Genomic DNA, 15,872 nt, shown 5'->3' on the forward strand with positions numbered 1-15,872 from the left:
GTGGCCGGTACGGCCGGCGCTCCGGCCTCCATGGACAGTCGTCGGCCCGCTGTGATGTGATCCGTGCGGCGGAACGGCCCCGTCTGGCGCTGCTCACCGGGCGATCCTCAGGTGCGTCGCGCGAAGGCGGCCCGGGCCCCTCGTCCATATCCACCGATGCTCGACCACCGTGGGCCCCCGCCACGGCGAGCGTCCGGGTCCGTCCCCCCAGGCTCGAAAGCTCCGTACACATGCAGAAGACCAAAGCCGCACTCTGGGAATTCCTCCAGGGGCTCGGCAAGACATTCATGCTCCCCGTGGCTCTGCTCGCGTTCTGCGGCATCATGCTGGGCATCGGCTCCTCGCTCTCCAGCGAGGCCGTCACCGACAATCTGCCCTTCCTGAAGGCCGAGGGCTTCCACCTCGTCTTCACCTGGATGGCCAACACGGGGCTGGTGGCCTTCACCTTCCTGCCCGTCCTCTTCGCGATGGCGATCCCCCTGGGCCTCGCCCGCGAGGACAAGGGTGTGGCGGCGTTCTCGGGTTTCGTCGGCTTCGCCGCCATGAACCTCGCGGTGAACTTCTACCTGACAGCCAAGGGCGTCGACTTCGAGGACGAGGCCGCGATCAAGCACTACGGCATAGCCGACGTGCTGGGCGTGCAGTCCATCGATACGGGACTCCTCGGAGCCGTGGCCGTTGGCATCGTTGTCAGCCTGCTCCACCAGCGCTTTCGTACGCAGCGGATGCCTGACGCGCTGGCCTTCTTCGGCGGGCTGCGTTTCGTCCCGATCATCTCCGCTCTCGTCCTCAGCGTGCTCGGTCTGCTCATCCCCCTGGTGTGGCCGGCCTTCAACGGCTGGATCACCGCGGTGGGCCGCGGCATCGGGCACACCGGCGTCTTCGGTCCGTTCTTCTTCGGCATGGGAGAGGTGCTGCTGCGCCCCATCGGGCTGCACCACATCCTGGTGGCGATGTTCCGGTTCACCGACGTAGGCGGTTCGGGAGCCGTCTGCGGGGACAACGTCTCGGGGGCGCTGAACATGTTCTACGCGCACCTCGACTGCGCGGGCGCGCCGAATGCCGCCGTCACCGACGCCACGCACTTCCTCTCCCAGGGCAAGATGGCGTCCTACCTGGGCGGCCTGCCGGGCGCCGCGCTCGCCATGTACCACTGCGCGAAGAAGAAGATGCGCCCGGAGATCAAGGCCCTGCTCGTGTCCGGCGTGGTGGCCTGCGTGGTCGGCGGCATCACGGAGCCGCTGGAGTTCCTGTTCCTCTTCGTCGCGCCGTGGCTGTACGCCATCCACGCGGTCCTGGTGGGGCTCGGTTTCCTCACCGCCGCCCTGCTCGGCGTCTTCATCGGGAACACGGACGGCAACGTCATCGACTGGCTGGTCTTCGGCGTGCTCCAGGGATCGACCACCAAGTGGTACCTGGTGCCGGTGATCGCGGCGGTGTGGTTCGCCGTGTACTACTTCCTGTTCCGCTGGGCGATCAACCGCTTCGACCTCAGGACCCCCGGGCGCGAGGAGGAACAGGACGACGACGACAAGGCCGGTGAGTCGGCCGCTCCCGACGCGGCGGACCAGCCCGCGCGCGAGCTGGTCGCGGGGAAGTACGACGCCGTCGCCATCCTCGACGCGATCGGCGGCGCCGACAACATCCGGTCCCTGGACAACTGCATCACCCGTCTGCGCATGACGGTGGGGGACGCGGCGAAGGTGGACGAGGCGCGGCTGAAGAAGCTCGGCGCCGTGGGCGTGATCAAGCTCGACGGCCACAACGTGCAGGTCATCATCGGGCCGCAGGTCCAGTCGGTGAAGGACGCCATCGCCACCATGATCCCGGTGGGCTGACCATGGCTTCCCCCTCCCCCGCCCCGCAGGATCCGTACGGCTTCGGCACCGTCGTGGACCGGCGCGGCACCTGGTGCACGCAGTGGGACTACGTCGAGGACCGCTTCGGCGTGCCTGATCTGCTGCCGTTCACGATCTCCGACATGGACTTCGAGACCGCCCCGGAGATCATGGCGGCGCTCCGCGGCCGGCTGGACCACGCCGTGCTCGGTTACTCGCGGTGGCGGCAGGACGACTTCCTCTCCGCGGTCGTCCACTGGTACGCGACGCGGCACGCGACGGCCGTCGACCCGGCGTCGGTCGTCTACGCACCGTCCGTCGTCTACCAGCTGTCGCAGCTGCTCCGGCTGTGGTCGCGTCCCGGGGACGGCGTGGTCGCCCACACCCCCATGTACGACGCCTTCCCCAAGACCGTGGCGGCCCACGGGCGACAGCTCCGGGAGTGTCCGATCGACGACTGGGCGGAGCTGGAGCGGCTCCTGGCGTTGCCCGACACGGCCGTGCTGCTGCTGTGCTCGCCGCACAACCCGACGGGCAAGGTCTGGTCCGCCGACGAGCTGGACCGGATGGCGCGGCTGTGCGCGGAGCACGGCGTGGCCGTCGTCAGCGATGAGATCCACGGCGATCTGGCCCATCCCCCGCACGTCCACCGCCCCTGGTCCGGACTCGGCGGCGAGGGCCGGTGGGCTGTGATCACCTCGGCATCGAAGTCGTTCAACATCCCGGCCTTGACCGGGAGTTACGGGATCATCGGCCATCCCGCGTCGCGTGACTCCTATCTGAGGCAGCTCAAGGAGGCCGACGGCCTGTCCTCCCCCGCCGTGCTGTCCCTGGTCGGGCACATCGCCGCGTACAGAGAGGGGGCGCCCTGGCTGGACGCCTTGCGTACGTACCTCGCGGGCAACCTCGCGATGGTCGCCGACCGCCTGGGCAAGGAGTTCCCGCAGCTCGGCTGGGAACCCCCGGAGGCGGGGTACTTGGCCTGGATCGACCTGCGGCCGCTCGGGATCGACGACGACGCGCTGCAACGCGAGCTCGTCGAGGTGGAGAAGGTGGCCATCATGCCGGGAGCGGCGTACGGCTCCCCGGGGCGGGTCCGGCTCAACGTCGGATGCCCCCGGTCCAAGGCGGTCACGGGCGTCGAGGCCCTCGTGCGCGCGCTGCGCCGGCTCACGCGGGCCGGAGGGTGACCGGCCCCCGTCCCGGTGGGGCTCGATCCACCGGGACGGGGCGGGGGCAGGCCGGGACGAGGCCGGGCATTTTGCCCGTGCATGGTTCCGCGCCAACTCTTGACATCTATATAATTGCTATATGCATCAATCTCCGTCCCTGGCCGGTCCCACCGACGAGCAACGCATCGAAAGCGCGGCCCGGGGCCTCCTCAGAGGCATCGGACGGCTCTCGCAGACGCTCTTTCGCACCGGGGACTTCGGGATCGGCCGCAGCCAGGTGGCCGTGCTCGACGCCCTGGAGGACGGCCCCCGGCGGGTGACCGCTCTTGCCACGTACACGGGCATGTCCCAGCCCCGTGTGACGGTCGTCCTGCAGAGCCTCGAGGAGCGCGGTCTGGCCACGCGTGAACGCCGCGCCGCCGACCGGCGTGTCGTGGAGGCATCCCTGACGCCCGCCGGGCGGGACCTGCTCGACCGTGGGCGCCGGCTGATGGCCGCTGCGCTCCTGCGAGGCCTCGCCGCGGGCGTCGACGACTCCGAGCGCGCCGTGGGCGCCGCCCGGAGCGCCCTCACCACCTTGCTCGCCGCGATGGATTCGGAGCCCAGTTGATCAGCCCAGGTACCGCGCCGTCGGACACGGCGCCGGAACTCGCGCCCTCCGCGCCTCCCGTCCGCACCCCCGCGCCGGCGGAAGGCGCCGCGCGCGCCGTCGCGCCGCACCGGGTGGGCGGGCCACGGCGGCGCTGGGACTGGATACTCGCGGCGGACCCCGGCCTCGGGCAGCTCCAGGCCGGCTGGCGCACGCTCGTCGCGATGGTGACCTCGCTCGCGGTCGGCTACGGGATGGCCCGGGCACTGGACGTCCCGGCCATGATCGGCATGATCGTCGGCGGAATGATGGGCCTGATGAGCGCCTTCGCCGTCGCCGAGAACACCTGGCAGCGGCTCACCCGCGCCGTCCTCTGGATGCCGTTCCCGTACGCCGCCGTCCTGTGGCTCGCCACCGAGCTGCACGACGACCGCGGCCTGGAGATCAGCCTGATGGTCGCGGCGCTGGCCCTGACCTTCTTCCTCGCCCGGTTCGGACAGCTGGCGCTGCTCACGGGCATGATGCTGTTCAACGGCCTGATGGTCGGCATGATGGCGGACATCCCCTCCGCCCTGTGGGGCAGGGCCTTCGCCATCGCCTTGGTCTCCGCCGTGGCGGTGCTGCTGACACGGCTGCTGTTCTGCTGTCCGATGCCGCGCGAGGACCTGCTGCGCACCCAGCGCGCCTTCGTCGTGGAGGCACGCCGGGTGGCCGACGCGGCCGTCGAGACGCTGGACCCCGACGCCGACCAGGAGCGGGCCGTGCGCCGTATGGCACGTGCCCTGCACCACCTCAACGTCACCACCGTCACCATCGACGGCCGGCTCGCCCAGCCGGAGGTCGCAGCGGACCCCGGCATGGCGGAACTGCTGCACCGCCATCTCTTCGACGCCGAGCTGGCCCTGCGCGGTATCGGCCGTGCCGTGCAGGACCTGGCCCGGCTCGACATACCGCCGGACCTGCGCGAGGCGATGGCCGTCGGCCTCGTCATCGCACGGGACACACCCCTGGGCAGCGCGCAGGGCCTGCGTCCGGCCGCCGAACGTATCCGCCGCCGGGCCGGCCACCTGCGCGAGCACCCGGACACGGGCGACAGCCAGGCGGAGACCGTCGAGCTGGCCGGTCGCGTGGCCGCGCTCCTCGACTCCCTGGCCGGGTCGCTCTCCCACTGGCTCTCGCTGGGCTGGAGCGCCCCCGAGTCCCCCTCTCAGGTCCCCTTCCAGCCGACCGTGGCTCTGGAGCGCAACCGTCCCGCCGGGTCGGCCGGCGCGACGCAGCGCGTGCTCGCCGCGCGCACGGAGAAGAGCTGGCGGCGCGCCGTGCCCTTCGTACGCGCACCGCTGCACGCCGGGATCGCGGCCGCCATCGTCTGCCCGATCACCGACGCGATCGACCCGCAGCGCTTCTACTGGGGCCTCGTCGGAGTGATGATCACCCTCTTCGGCACGAACACGACGCACGAACGGCTCCGCAAGTTCGGCCACCGTATGGCGGGCACGGTGATCGGCGCCGTGCTCGGCATCGCTCTGCTCCACCTCCTGGGCGGCCACGTCTACGGGACGCTGACGGTCATCGTGGCCGGCCTCACCCTCGGGGCCTGGGGCATGCAGCGCGCGTACGCACTCTGGGTCGTCGGGCTCGTCGTCGCGCTGGTGCAGCTGTACGGGCTGACGACGCCCTACGGCGGCATGGACCGCCTGCTCGGCGAGCGGCTGCTGGACAACGGCCTCGGGATACTCGTCGCGACCGCGTGTGCCGCGCTGATCTTCCCACTGTCGAGCCGCAGGATCACTCGGGAGGCGGAGCGCGGCTATGTGTCCGCCGTCGACACCCTCGTCTCCCAGCTCGCCCTGCGCTGGGAGGACCCCGATGCCCCCGTGCGGCTGCGTGGAGCCGCCCGTGGGGTGGACGCCGCCCTGTTCGAGGTCCTCAGCCTGGCGCGTCCACTGGTCCGGATGCCTCGCGGTCTGCGGGGCCGGGACGCGGACAACCGCACCGCGCTGCTCACCACGGCGACGGGTCATGCCCGCGCCCTGGCCGCGGCCGCGGACATCGACATCGACCTGGCCCCCGGGCCGGCCGGACGGTTCGCCCGCATCACCGCGACGCTGGGACGTTCACTGCGTGCCCTCGACCGCTCGCTGACGACCGGTGAGCGCGAGGAGGGCTGGCAGCGGGTGGCGCCGCTGGTACGGGAGCTGAAGGCGGAGCTGGACCAGGCACCGCCCGGACCGCGGGCGTCGCGCATCCGCACGACGCTGCGGGAGCTCTCCGCGCTCGACGAGACGCTCGCAGGCTACGCGGAGCGGTGCGGACTCGACGTGCACGACAACTGTGCCGAGGACACGACCGGTTCACCGATGGAACGCCGCACGCGGGCGCTCGTGGCGGAGTGGTCCCCGCGCCCGCCGGCACGGGCAGCGGGCATTCCGGGGAACCCCCCTCGCACCGCCGCGGCCACAGCCGCACCACGGCCGCGCCGGGGCCCGGTGACCGGCAAGGAGGCGGCCGGAGCGACCGTCGGGGGCGCCGTCCGGTGCCCGGCGCATCCCGCGGGTTGTACGGGATGGGTCACCGTGATCGACGCACGGGGCAAGCGGGTCGCGGCGGGGCCGGTGCGCTCGGGCCGGTATCGCGTCGAGGGGCTCCGCCCGGGCAGCCACACGCTCATCGTGTCGGCGAGGTCCCACGCCCCGCACGCGGAGTTCCTGTACGTGCCGGAATCACGGGAGCCCGGCCGCATCGGCCACGACATGCGGCTGTAGCGAGCGCGAAGGCGCGGACGCGCCGTCACCGGCCTTGTCAGTGCCCGGCGGCCGCCTTCACCAGCGCGACCGCTCCACCGATCACCGCGTCGGCCAGGCCGGCCAGCACCGCCGGAAGAACACCGCCTCCCATGCGCAGTCCTCCCACACAGCCCCAGGCGAAGAGTGAGGCGATGCCCACGCCGGCGGCCGTCATCAGGGCGGCGGGCAGGGAGAGGACGTCCAGCGCCGCGAGGGTGATCATCACGGCGGGGCCCACCGCGCAGGACAGCAGCGGACTGCTGACGTACAGCATGCGTCGCAGGTCGTGGCCGGTGGCGAGGTGGCGGTGCACCGTGCGGTGCGCCTGCTGGTCGGCGACGAACGCCGCGAGCCACAACCCCAGAGCGGTCGTCAGGACCGTGGCCAGGGCGCCGGTGACGCCGGCTTCGCCCAGGGACAGGCCGACCACCACGGCGATCATCGTGATCGTCGCGTAGATGCGCTCCTTGAGCCGGTCCGCCGGAGCACCCGCGGCCTGCTCGGGCGGCAGTCCTGACCTGCGCTCGTACGCCATGTGATGTCCCTCGTGCGTCACGGGAGGCGGACGTCGCACGCCCCTGGCCCGGCACAGCGGCGGCCCACGGGAAGCGCCGTGGCCACCAGCATGCACTGGCAACGGTCCGAAACCCGGAACCGCCGGACCGCCGCGGTCGGTGTCACGCCTCGGACCGGCTGAGCGTGGCCCTGCCCGGGCCCCGGTCGGCCTCCTCCGCGCCGGTCGGGGCATGCCGCGTCGGTGACCGGATGTACGTTCGCCGTCCGGGCACGGGTACCTCCCCGGCCTCCATGCGGCGCTACGGGCCCTCCCCGAGCCGAGCCCGGAGGGAGAGGGCCACGTGGTTCGCCCGGTCAGCCGTCACCCGCTCGGGCTCCGGCCGGCCGAGCAGCCGGAAGACGCCCGCTCCACGTTGCTCCGGAGGCAGGTCCGCCATGCGCGGCACGATGTGGAAATGTGCGTGTGCGAAGCCCTCGGCTTCGGCGAACTGGACGATGTACGTCTTGGCGCAGCCGGTCACGCTCCGCAGGGCCCGGGACAGCCTGACCTGCCATGGCCCCAGGGCTGCTGCCTCGGCATCGGTGAGGTCGTGGACGGCGGTGACATGACGGCGGGGCAGGAGCACCAGCCAGCCGGGCAGCGCCGTGTCGAAGGCGTGGGCCACCCGCCAGTGCTCGTCGGACACGACGCGCTCGCGCGGTGGGAGTTCGCCGAACTGTGCTTCTCTGCCGCACGCGTAGCAGTCGGGAGCCGTCATGGACCCCGATCGTAGGACTGCCTTCGCCGTCAGGTGGGTGTTCGGGCACAGTGGGCTGAAGTTGATGTGTGCTGACGTGAAAACACCGGCGGGTTCACCGCGATCCGGGCGGAGAGCCCACCGCCCCGGACCGCCTGCGGCCGGGGGCGACGCACCGGCCCTGTCTCCGGTGATTTCTGCGGGCCTGAAGTCCGTGACGAGGGGTAGGCGGTCGGTGTACTGAGCCGCGTGGTGCGGCTGACGAACGGGGGAAGTGGCATGGAACGGCTGGCGACGAGGTGCGGGAACGGACAGGACAGGCCGTGGGCCGAGGCGGGCGTCGTGTCGGGTAGTGCGGCGTACGACATGGAGTCGGGGGACATCTCCCGTGCCCGTGGTTTCGTCCGGGAGTTCCTGTCCGATGCGCGGACCCTGCGAGGTGTGGACGTGCCCGCGCGGGCCATGGAGGTCTCGCAGCTGGTCGTGAGCGAGCTGGCCACGAACGTCTGCAAGTACGCGCCGGGCCCGTGCCTGCTCGATCTCGAGGTGTACGGCAGCATGCTGACCATCACCATGTGGGACTCGGGCTCCGTGCTCCCCAGCGCTCTGCGGGGCAACCCCTCACGCGCGGGGCAGCACGGCCTGGAGATCGTTCTGGCGGTCTGCCAGAGCTTCGAGGTACGCCGCGAGCCCGTGGGCAAGCGGGTGCGCGTACAGATCTCGCTGCTCGACGGCCTGGACGGCGACCCCGCGGGACAGTCGGTCTGGTGAGATCCGGTGGATGACGACGGCCCGGCCACACCCCCGGAGAGGGCGTGGCCGGGCCGTTGCGGCTCGTGGCTCAGTAGGCGGAGTCGACGTTGTCGATGGAGCCGTACTTGTCGGCCGCGTAGTTGGCCGCCGCGGTGATGTTGGCGACCGGGTCGGTCAGGTCCTCCGGGGTGCCCGAGACGTGATAGGCGTCGAAGGTCGGCTGGATGACCTGCAGCAGGCCCTTGGAGGGCGTGCCGTTCTGCGCGTTGACGTCCCAGTCGTTGGATGCTTCCGGGTCGCCGCCGGACTCGCGCATGATGTTGCTGTGCAGGCCCTCGTAGCTGCCCGGGATCCCCTTGGCGTCCATGATCTTGAGGGACTCCCGGATCCAGCTGTCCAGATTATCCGTTTCGGTGGCCTTGTCGGCCTTCTCGCCGACGGCGTCCGCCTGCGCGGCGACTCCGGCGGCCGAGACCCCGGCCGTCGCGGCCGCACTGTGCGAGGCCGGCTCGGAGGCGTGCGCGGGGGACGGGGCGAGGGTCAGAGCGGCTGCTGCGGCTCCTGCCGCGCACAGTCCGGAGACCGCGGACCTGCGGATGCGGGCGGTACGGGCGGTGGGGGCCGGGGACTGAGCGGACGTACGGATGAAACACTCTCCTTGCGCTGATGTCAGGGACGTCCCGGGGCCGGAGACCGGAGCGGAGGGAGGCGGCGGAATGCCACGTCCGACCGGTCCGGAGCGTCAGCTCCCCGGGGCTCGAACCATCGTTAGCGGCACCTCGCGGCGGCGGCAACGACCCGCCCTACTAGGCCCCTACGTAGACCGGCGCCCGTGGACCCCGGCGCCGGTCGCCCGCGACCTGGGAACCGGCTCCTACTACCGCGCTTCGTATGTGACCTGGGACCTATGGGCCGACTCACAGCACGGCCTCCGGCGGAGCCCGGTATTCGAGCGATGCCGTCCGCGGATCCACGAGGGTGCGCATGACCGGCTGTCAGTGGGCCAGGGCCTTGACCGCCCCTGCCGACGACGGCCCGAAGGTGTGCAGCGGTTCCTTACGTCCCGCCGTGAGTGCGCGCCGGAGGCCGCCTCCAGGGTGGCGTCTCCCGACAGCCGGAGGCTGTGACCCCGTGCGCGGCACCCCGGTCGGCGCAGACGCGGGGTGCCGCGCTCACCACGTCCGCGCCTCCAGGTGTGCGGCGACCTGTTCGCGGTCCCAGGCGCCGTCGGCCACCAGCACGCGGTAGCTCCGGTCGAGCGTGTCGCCGGGGGCGAGGACCAGCTCCTCGTGGAACGCCCAGGACGGAGCGACCGCGGCGAAAGGGGCGCTGCGTACGAACCAGTGAGCCGGATGGGCCCCCTTGTCGCCCGCGTGGTCGTTGGCGGGCGCGTGCTCGAAGACGACCGTGGCGTGCCCGTCACGGCCGTCGTGCTCACCGACGTACGCCAGCCAAGGGGCCTGACTGCCCATCAGGTCATCGCCGTCCGCATCGGCGGTGAAGACCCTGCCGTCACGGAAGGCGCGGGGGCCCCGCCAGAAGAGTCCGGTGTATCCGGCGGCGGGCCGGCCGTGGGTGGTGGGGCTGCCGAAACGCAGCGGCTCCTCACGCCGGTTGGTGACCGACGAGGTCCAGCTGAGCGTCCAGCTGCCGGCCTCCGGGTCGATGTCGCACACCTCTATGCGGCGCTCCTCCTCGGCCCACAGCTCACCGTCGTACGGGTGCCAGGTCAGCCGCTCGGCGATGACGGCCCGGTCGCCGGCCGCGGAGACCTCGTCGAAGGCCACGTGGGCCATCGAGCCGACCCTCTCGGGCAGCGCGAGATACCCCTCACCGGGCACATAGGTGTTGCCGCCCCACAGGTTCTGGCCCGACAGGTGGGAGGCCGTCAGCTGCAGCCCCTTGTGCCACCGGTGGTCGTTGGGCCGGTAGTCCGTGACGAGCCCGCCGGAAAGGGTCCTGACCGGGTGCAGATAGGGCTTGGGCGCCTCCCACGGTGCCTCGGGACCGTATACGTAGGCGAACAGCTCCGTGCCGGCCGCCTCGTGCGCGACGGTGATCCGGTCACCGTGGGCGTGGGTCAGCGAGAGCGTCATGCGCGGTCCTCTTCCTTACGGGTGGTGGCAGCAGGCGGCTGGAGCGGGCGATGCCTCCCGCGCCCGACAGTCCGGGCGGTGGTGACGAACCGTGCCCGGCAGCGGTCCTGAGGGCGGCCGACCGCGCGCCGCAGCCTTACGACGGACTCGATAGTAAGCGGTTGCTACCGTGTCCGTCGTCGACTCGTCCCAGCGTCGCCCCGTTGCCCTGTTGCCCTGTTGCCCCCGGTGAGAGACGACGAGCGGAACCAGTCCGTGGCAGTGGTGGAACCCGAGCTGCCCACCCTGTCGCCGGGCGGTCCTAAGGTGCAGGAATGCAGAGAACCACTTCACCGGGCAGCATGACGCTCGTACAGCTGAGGGCCTTCGTCGAGGCCGGGCGGCTCGGATCGTTCACCGCCGCCGCACAGGCCATGGACATCGCCCAGGCGTCCGCCTCGGAACTGGTCCGGCGCCTGGAGGCGGAACTCGACGCGGAACTTTTCCTCCGTGGCAGCCGCACACTGACCCTGACGTCGGCCGGTGAGGAGTTGCTTCCGTACGCCCAGGAGGCGGTGGAGGCTGCGGACAGCGGGGCCCGCGCCGTGCACTCGCTGGGTTCGCTGGGCGGCGGCACCGCCACGTTCGGGGTGCTGCGCAATGCCGACTACTACCTTCTCGCCAACCTGGTGCAGATGTTCCACGCCCGCTACCCGGCCGTCCGGGTACGGCTCGTGGGGCAGAACTCCGCCGAGACCGCACTCGCCGTCGCGGCAGGACAGATCGAGGCGGGCCTGGTCGTCCTGCCGATCGACGACGAGGGACTCGCGGTGACTCCGCTGATGCGCGACGAGGTGCACTACGTCAGCGCGAGCGCCGAGCGCACCCGCACCCCGGTCACGATCGAGGCGTTCTCGCGGGCGCCTCTTGTGCTGTACGACGCCCACTACGGGTGGAAGGATCCGACGCGACGCCAGATCGCCGAGCGAGCCCAGCTCGCCGGGGTCCGCGTCGACGCCATGATCGAGCTCGAACGCGTCGAGGCGGCACTGAACCTGGCTGCGGCCGGGGTCGGCGACACGATCGCCAGCCGGGCCGTGATCGCCAGCCCCTCCTTCCCCGCAGGCCTGCACACCGCCCCGTTCGCCGAGCCCCTGTACGACACCATCGCGCTCGTCAGGCGCCACGGTCACCCGCTCTCCCGTGCCACCCGGGAACTCGCGCGCCTCGCCGAGGACACCATCCGCGAGATGGGGCACGGCCTGATGACCTGATGCGGCGGCCCGTCCCACAGGGAAACCCTGCAGATCACACAGGAACCACCCCTCTAGCCCTGTGGCGGCGTCGCGTCTACCGTCCGGTGTATGCAGATCACGCACGACGAACAGAAGACCCTTGCCCCCTTCACCTGGCTGAAGAAGCCCGCGGTCGACGGCCCTCCCGCCCAGCGCGACCCCAAGGTGGTCGAGCGCGTCTCCCAGATGCTCAAGGAGATCGAGACGAAGGGCCTGGACGCCGTCCGTGCCTACGGTCAGGAGCTCGACGGCTGGTCCGGCGACCTGGAGATCGGGGCCGCCGAGCTGAAGAAGTCGGGGGACGCCCTGCCCGCCGACGTCCGGACCGCCCTGGAAATGGGTTACGAACGCACGCACCGCTTCGCCTCCGCCCAGCGCGAGCATCTGACCGACTTCGAGATCGAGATCGCCCCCGGAGTGGCGGGCGGCCAGCGCTACGTTCCGGTGTCCCGTGTCGGTGCCTACCTCCCGGCGGGCCGCTTCCCGCTCCTGGCCAGCGCCTTCATGACCGTGGGCGTGGCCAAGACGGCCGGTGTCCCCACCGTGGTGGCGTGCACTCCCCCGTCGGGCGAGCACGGCGCCCACCCGGCCGTGCTCTACGGCGCCTATCTGTCGCGGGCCGACCGGGTCTTCGCCGTAGGCGGTGTCCAGGCCCTCGGCGCGATGGCCTTCGGACTGCTGGGTGAGGCCCCCGTCGACATGCTGGTCGGTGCCGGCAACGCCTTCGTCACCGAGGCGAAGCGCCAGCTCTTCGGCCAGGTGGGCATCGACCTGCTGGCCGGCCCGTCCGAGGTGGCCGTCATCGCCGACGACTCCGCCGACCCGGTCTGGGTCGCCGCGGACCTCCTCGGCCAGGCCGAGCACGGCCCCAACTCTCCTGCCGCCCTCATCACCACCTCCGAGGCGACCGGGCGCGCCGTCGCCGCCGAGATCGACCGTCAGCTCGAGACGCTCGCCACCCGTGACATCGCCGGTCCCGCCTGGCGCGACTTCGGCTCCGTGATCGTCGTGCGCGACCGCGACGAGGCCGTCGCCGTGTCGGACATCCTCGGCCCTGAGCACCTGGAGATCCAGACCGAGGACGACGACTACTACCTGCGAAACCTCACCAACTACGGTTCGCTCTTCATCGGCCCGTGGTCCACCGTCGCCTACTCCGACAAGGGCATCGCAGGCACGAACCACGTGCTGCCGACCGGCAAGACCGCCCGCTACAACGCCGGGCTGTCGGTCAGCCGCTTCCTCAAGCCCCTGACGTACCAGAGGGCGGCCGAGGAGGGCACGGCTTCGCTGGCACCCGCCGTCGAGCGCATCTCCGCCTTCGAAGGCCTGGCAGCCCACGGTGCGACCGCCACGATCCGCATCGACCGGATCGGCCGTACGTCAGGTGCTTTCGACACCGTCCCCGAGGCGTTGCGCGAACAGCTCTGATCCCGCTCTCTCCTGCCTCCGGCTCCCGGCCGGTGCCGGCCCCGGCCGGGAGGCAGGGGCAAGGCGGCCCGGGACAGAACGGCTGCGGCCCGTGTCCCGGGCCGCCGGTGGCGTCGCCCGCCCGAGACGGGTGAGTACCGACCCGCGGAGCACCTGCGCTCCCACTCCCGCGAGGATTCTCCCCATGCACCATTCCCCGCCCGCTTCCACCCCGCCGGACGGAACAGGTCCCGCGCTCACCCAAGGGCTCAAGGGACGCCAGATCACGATGATCTCCATCGGAGGTGTGATCGGGGCAGGCCTCTTCGTCGGTTCCTCCACCGCCGTGGCGGCCGCCGGTCCGGCCGTGCTGGTCTCCTTCCTGCTGGCCGCCACCCTGGTGGTGCTCGTCATGCAGATGCTCGGGGAGATGGCCGTCGCCCATCCCGACACGGGCTCCTTCTCCACGTACGCGGACCGCGCCCTGGGCCGCTGGGCCGGCTTCTCCATCGGCTGGCTGTACTGGTGGTTCTACATCCTCGTCATCCCCATCGAGGCGATCGCCGCGGGAGAGGTCATCGCGGGTCTGACCTCGGTTCCCAGCTGGATCCCGGCCCTCGCCATGATCGCCCTGCTGGCGGGCAGCAACCTCCTCGCCGTCCGCAACTACGGGGAGTTCGAGTACTGGTTCGCGCTGCTGAAGGTCATCGCGATCGTGGCGTTCCTCGTTCTCGGCGGGCTCGCCATCTTCGGCCTGCTGCCCGGTTCGGACGCCCACGGGGTGTCGAACCTGTGGAGCAACGGAGGGTTCGCGCCCAAGGGCGGGGTGGCCGTGCTCGCCGGTCTGCTCACGGCGATGTTCAGTTTCCAGGGCAGCGAAATCGTCACGATCGCCGCCGCCGAGTCGGCGGAGCCCAGGAAGAACATCAAGAAGGCCGTCCGCGCCGTCGTGTGGCGCCTCGGGCTGTTCTACGTCGGCTCCATCTTCGTCGTGGTCAGTCTCGTGCCCTGGAACTCGGACGGGCTGGCGGCCGGTTCCTACCAGGCGGTCCTCGACCGTATGAACATCCCGGGCGCCGGACGCATCATGGACGTGGTCCTCGTCGTCGCCGTGAGCAGCTGCCTCAACTCGGCCATCTACACCGCCTCCCGCATGGCGTTCTCGCTCGCCCGCCGCAAGGACGCGCCGGCCGCTCTCGCCGCGACCTCCGCGTCCGGGGTGCCCCGCAACGCGGTGGTCGCCTCGACGGTCATCGGCGTCGCGGCGGTGATCGCCAACTACCTGCTGCCGAGCGTCTTCACCTATCTCATCGCCTCGAGCGGCGCGATCGCCCTGATGATGTACATGGTCATCGCGATCACGCAGTACGCGACCCGCCGCAAGGAGACGGTCCCGGGCGAGGTGCGCATGTGGGCGTTCCCCTACCTCACGCTCGCCACGATCGCCTTCATCGCGGGGGTGCTGGTACTCATGGCGGTGCTGCCCGGACACCGTCTCGAATTGTGGCTGTCCCTCGCCCTGGCCGCGGTCCTCGTCGGTGTCGGCATCCTCCGGCAGCGGCGGCACGGCGACAGGCCCGGCCCCGAAGGGGCAGCGTCCGGCGCCGCCGGGCCTTCCCTCCGCGCGGGCTCGTCCCTGCGGTGACCGGTCAGGGGAGGCGGGCGTGGGTGGCGCGGGGCACGAATTCGGTCGGCAGGACGTGGCGTTCACCGGCGGGGTCCGCGCCACCGTCGATGCGCCGTACCAGCAGGCGTGCGGCCTGCCGCGAAAGCTCCCGCAGGTCGTGGCGGACGGTGGTCAGCCGGAACACCTCCCAGGCGGCCATGGGAAGGTCGTCGAAGCCGATCACCGTCAGGTCTTCGGGGACCCGGAGCCCGGCCGCGAGAGCGGCGTTCAGGACGCCGATGGCGACCACGTCGTTGCCGCAGAAGACGGCCGTGGGTGTCTCGGCCGCTTCGAGCAGGGCGGGCAGCGCCCGGTATCCCGTGTCGTACTCGAAGGCGCCGCGCACCACCCGGTCCGCGGGGAGTCCCACACCCGCGTCGGCGAGGGCCAGCCGGAAGCCCAGCTCACGTTCCCGTCCGGTCGTCGTGTTGGCCGCACCGAAGATGCCCGCGATCCGACGGTGTCCGAGCTCGACTAGCACGTCGGCGACCAGACGTCCACCACCCTCGTTGTCGACGACGGACGCGTAGTCACCGCTGCCGCCGCTGTCCCGGTTGAGGAAGACGTACGGCATGCCACGCCGGTCGAGCTGAGCCGGCAGGCGGGAGTCCGTGGTGGCTGTCGCCAGCACCACGCCGTCCAGGGACTGGTCAAGGAGCTTCTCCTCGGCCACCGCTTCCTCGGAGCGTTCGGTGAGCAGCATCATGCGGTAGCCGAGACGTTGGAGCTCGTCGTGCAGGGGCGCGATGACGTGGGGATAGAAGGGGTTCGTCAGATCAGTGACGATCACTCCGACACGCCGCGTGGACCGGGTCGACAGGGTCCGACCCGCCTCGCTGGGCACGTAGGCCAGCGCCTCCGCGGCACGCCTCACCTTCTCCCGGGTGGCCGCGGAGACGCGCGGATCGTCCCGCAGGGCGCGGGAGACCGTGGGCTGCGAGACGCCTGCCAGCCTCGCCACGTCGTGACTCGTGATCGCCATCAGCCCTCTTCCGTCACCCGGTGCGCCGTCCCGATCAGTATACGTATGTAGCC

Annotated in this window: 13 protein-coding genes; 8 read left to right on the plus strand and 5 right to left on the minus strand. The window is 71.3% G+C overall.

Going from position 1 to position 15,872, the window contains the following annotated elements; genetic code table 11:
• The first annotated feature begins 230 nt into the window (after window positions 1-230).
• From malX to ACZ32T_RS28375, 4 genes are all read left to right on the plus strand, one after another.
• Window positions 231-1,838, plus strand: a complete 1,608-nt coding sequence (malX, locus tag ACZ32T_RS28360; RefSeq protein WP_467369732.1) for a maltose/glucose-specific PTS transporter subunit IIBC — start codon at window positions 231-233, stop codon at window positions 1,836-1,838.
• A gap of 2 nt (window positions 1,839-1,840) precedes the next feature.
• The gene (locus tag ACZ32T_RS28365; protein WP_467369734.1) at window positions 1,841-3,028 is read left to right on the plus strand and encodes a MalY/PatB family protein; all 1,188 of its coding nucleotides are present in this window, start codon (window positions 1,841-1,843) and stop codon (window positions 3,026-3,028) included.
• A 121-nt stretch (window positions 3,029-3,149) separates the two neighbouring features.
• Window positions 3,150-3,620: a MarR family winged helix-turn-helix transcriptional regulator gene (locus tag ACZ32T_RS28370; RefSeq protein WP_467265281.1), complete on the plus strand. Its 471-nt coding sequence runs from the start codon at window positions 3,150-3,152 to the stop codon at window positions 3,618-3,620.
• On the plus strand, window positions 3,617-6,364 hold the full coding sequence (locus ACZ32T_RS28375; RefSeq protein WP_467369736.1) for an FUSC family protein: 2,748 nt from the start codon (window positions 3,617-3,619) through the stop codon (window positions 6,362-6,364). The genes ACZ32T_RS28370 and ACZ32T_RS28375 overlap by 4 nt, the downstream gene beginning before the upstream one ends.
• Window positions 6,365-6,401: 37 nt before the next feature.
• On the opposite strand, the gene ACZ32T_RS28380 is transcribed toward ACZ32T_RS28375, so the two are convergent.
• Window positions 6,402-6,920, minus strand: coding sequence for a hypothetical protein (locus ACZ32T_RS28380; protein ID WP_467265278.1), 519 nt, complete (start codon window positions 6,918-6,920; stop codon window positions 6,402-6,404).
• Between the two features lie 280 nt (window positions 6,921-7,200).
• Window positions 7,201-7,659, minus strand: a complete 459-nt coding sequence (locus ACZ32T_RS28385) for an HIT family protein (RefSeq protein WP_467265276.1) — start codon at window positions 7,657-7,659, stop codon at window positions 7,201-7,203.
• 258 nt (window positions 7,660-7,917) lie between these two features.
• Here ACZ32T_RS28385 and ACZ32T_RS28390 point away from each other — a divergent pair, with 258 nt between their 5' ends.
• Complete coding sequence (locus ACZ32T_RS28390) at window positions 7,918-8,409, plus strand: ATP-binding protein (protein WP_467265274.1); 492 nt, start codon at window positions 7,918-7,920, stop codon at window positions 8,407-8,409.
• A gap of 70 nt (window positions 8,410-8,479) precedes the next feature.
• On the opposite strand, the gene ACZ32T_RS28395 is transcribed toward ACZ32T_RS28390, so the two are convergent.
• Both ACZ32T_RS28395 and ACZ32T_RS28400 read right to left on the minus strand, forming a co-directional pair.
• Window positions 8,480-9,037, minus strand: a complete 558-nt coding sequence (locus ACZ32T_RS28395) for a transglycosylase SLT domain-containing protein (protein WP_467370014.1) — start codon at window positions 9,035-9,037, stop codon at window positions 8,480-8,482.
• 526 nt (window positions 9,038-9,563) lie between these two features.
• The gene (locus ACZ32T_RS28400; protein ID WP_467265272.1) at window positions 9,564-10,487 is read right to left on the minus strand and encodes a DUF6807 domain-containing protein; all 924 of its coding nucleotides are present in this window, start codon (window positions 10,485-10,487) and stop codon (window positions 9,564-9,566) included.
• Window positions 10,488-10,801: 314 nt separating this feature from the next.
• On the opposite strand from ACZ32T_RS28400, the gene ACZ32T_RS28405 reads away from it, so the two are divergent.
• The 3 genes from ACZ32T_RS28405 (at window position 10,802) to ACZ32T_RS28415 (ending at window position 14,816) form a co-directional block, all read left to right on the plus strand.
• Entirely contained in the window at window positions 10,802-11,740 is a 939-nt protein-coding gene (locus ACZ32T_RS28405) for a LysR family transcriptional regulator (protein ID WP_467265269.1), read from the plus strand.
• A gap of 90 nt (window positions 11,741-11,830) precedes the next feature.
• Window positions 11,831-13,192 (plus strand): histidinol dehydrogenase, encoded by a 1,362-nt coding sequence (gene hisD, locus ACZ32T_RS28410; protein ID WP_467265267.1) that lies wholly within the window; start codon window positions 11,831-11,833, stop codon window positions 13,190-13,192.
• Window positions 13,193-13,376: 184 nt separating this feature from the next.
• The gene (locus ACZ32T_RS28415; RefSeq protein WP_467265265.1) at window positions 13,377-14,816 is read left to right on the plus strand and encodes an amino acid permease; all 1,440 of its coding nucleotides are present in this window, start codon (window positions 13,377-13,379) and stop codon (window positions 14,814-14,816) included.
• Between the two features lie 4 nt (window positions 14,817-14,820).
• Here ACZ32T_RS28415 and ACZ32T_RS28420 read toward each other — a convergent pair whose 3' ends face one another.
• Window positions 14,821-15,819, minus strand: coding sequence for a LacI family DNA-binding transcriptional regulator (locus ACZ32T_RS28420; protein ID WP_467265263.1), 999 nt, complete (start codon window positions 15,817-15,819; stop codon window positions 14,821-14,823).
• Window positions 15,820-15,872 lie beyond the last annotated feature (53 nt).

Source organism: Streptomyces sp. NPDC023573 (assembly GCF_055559735.1).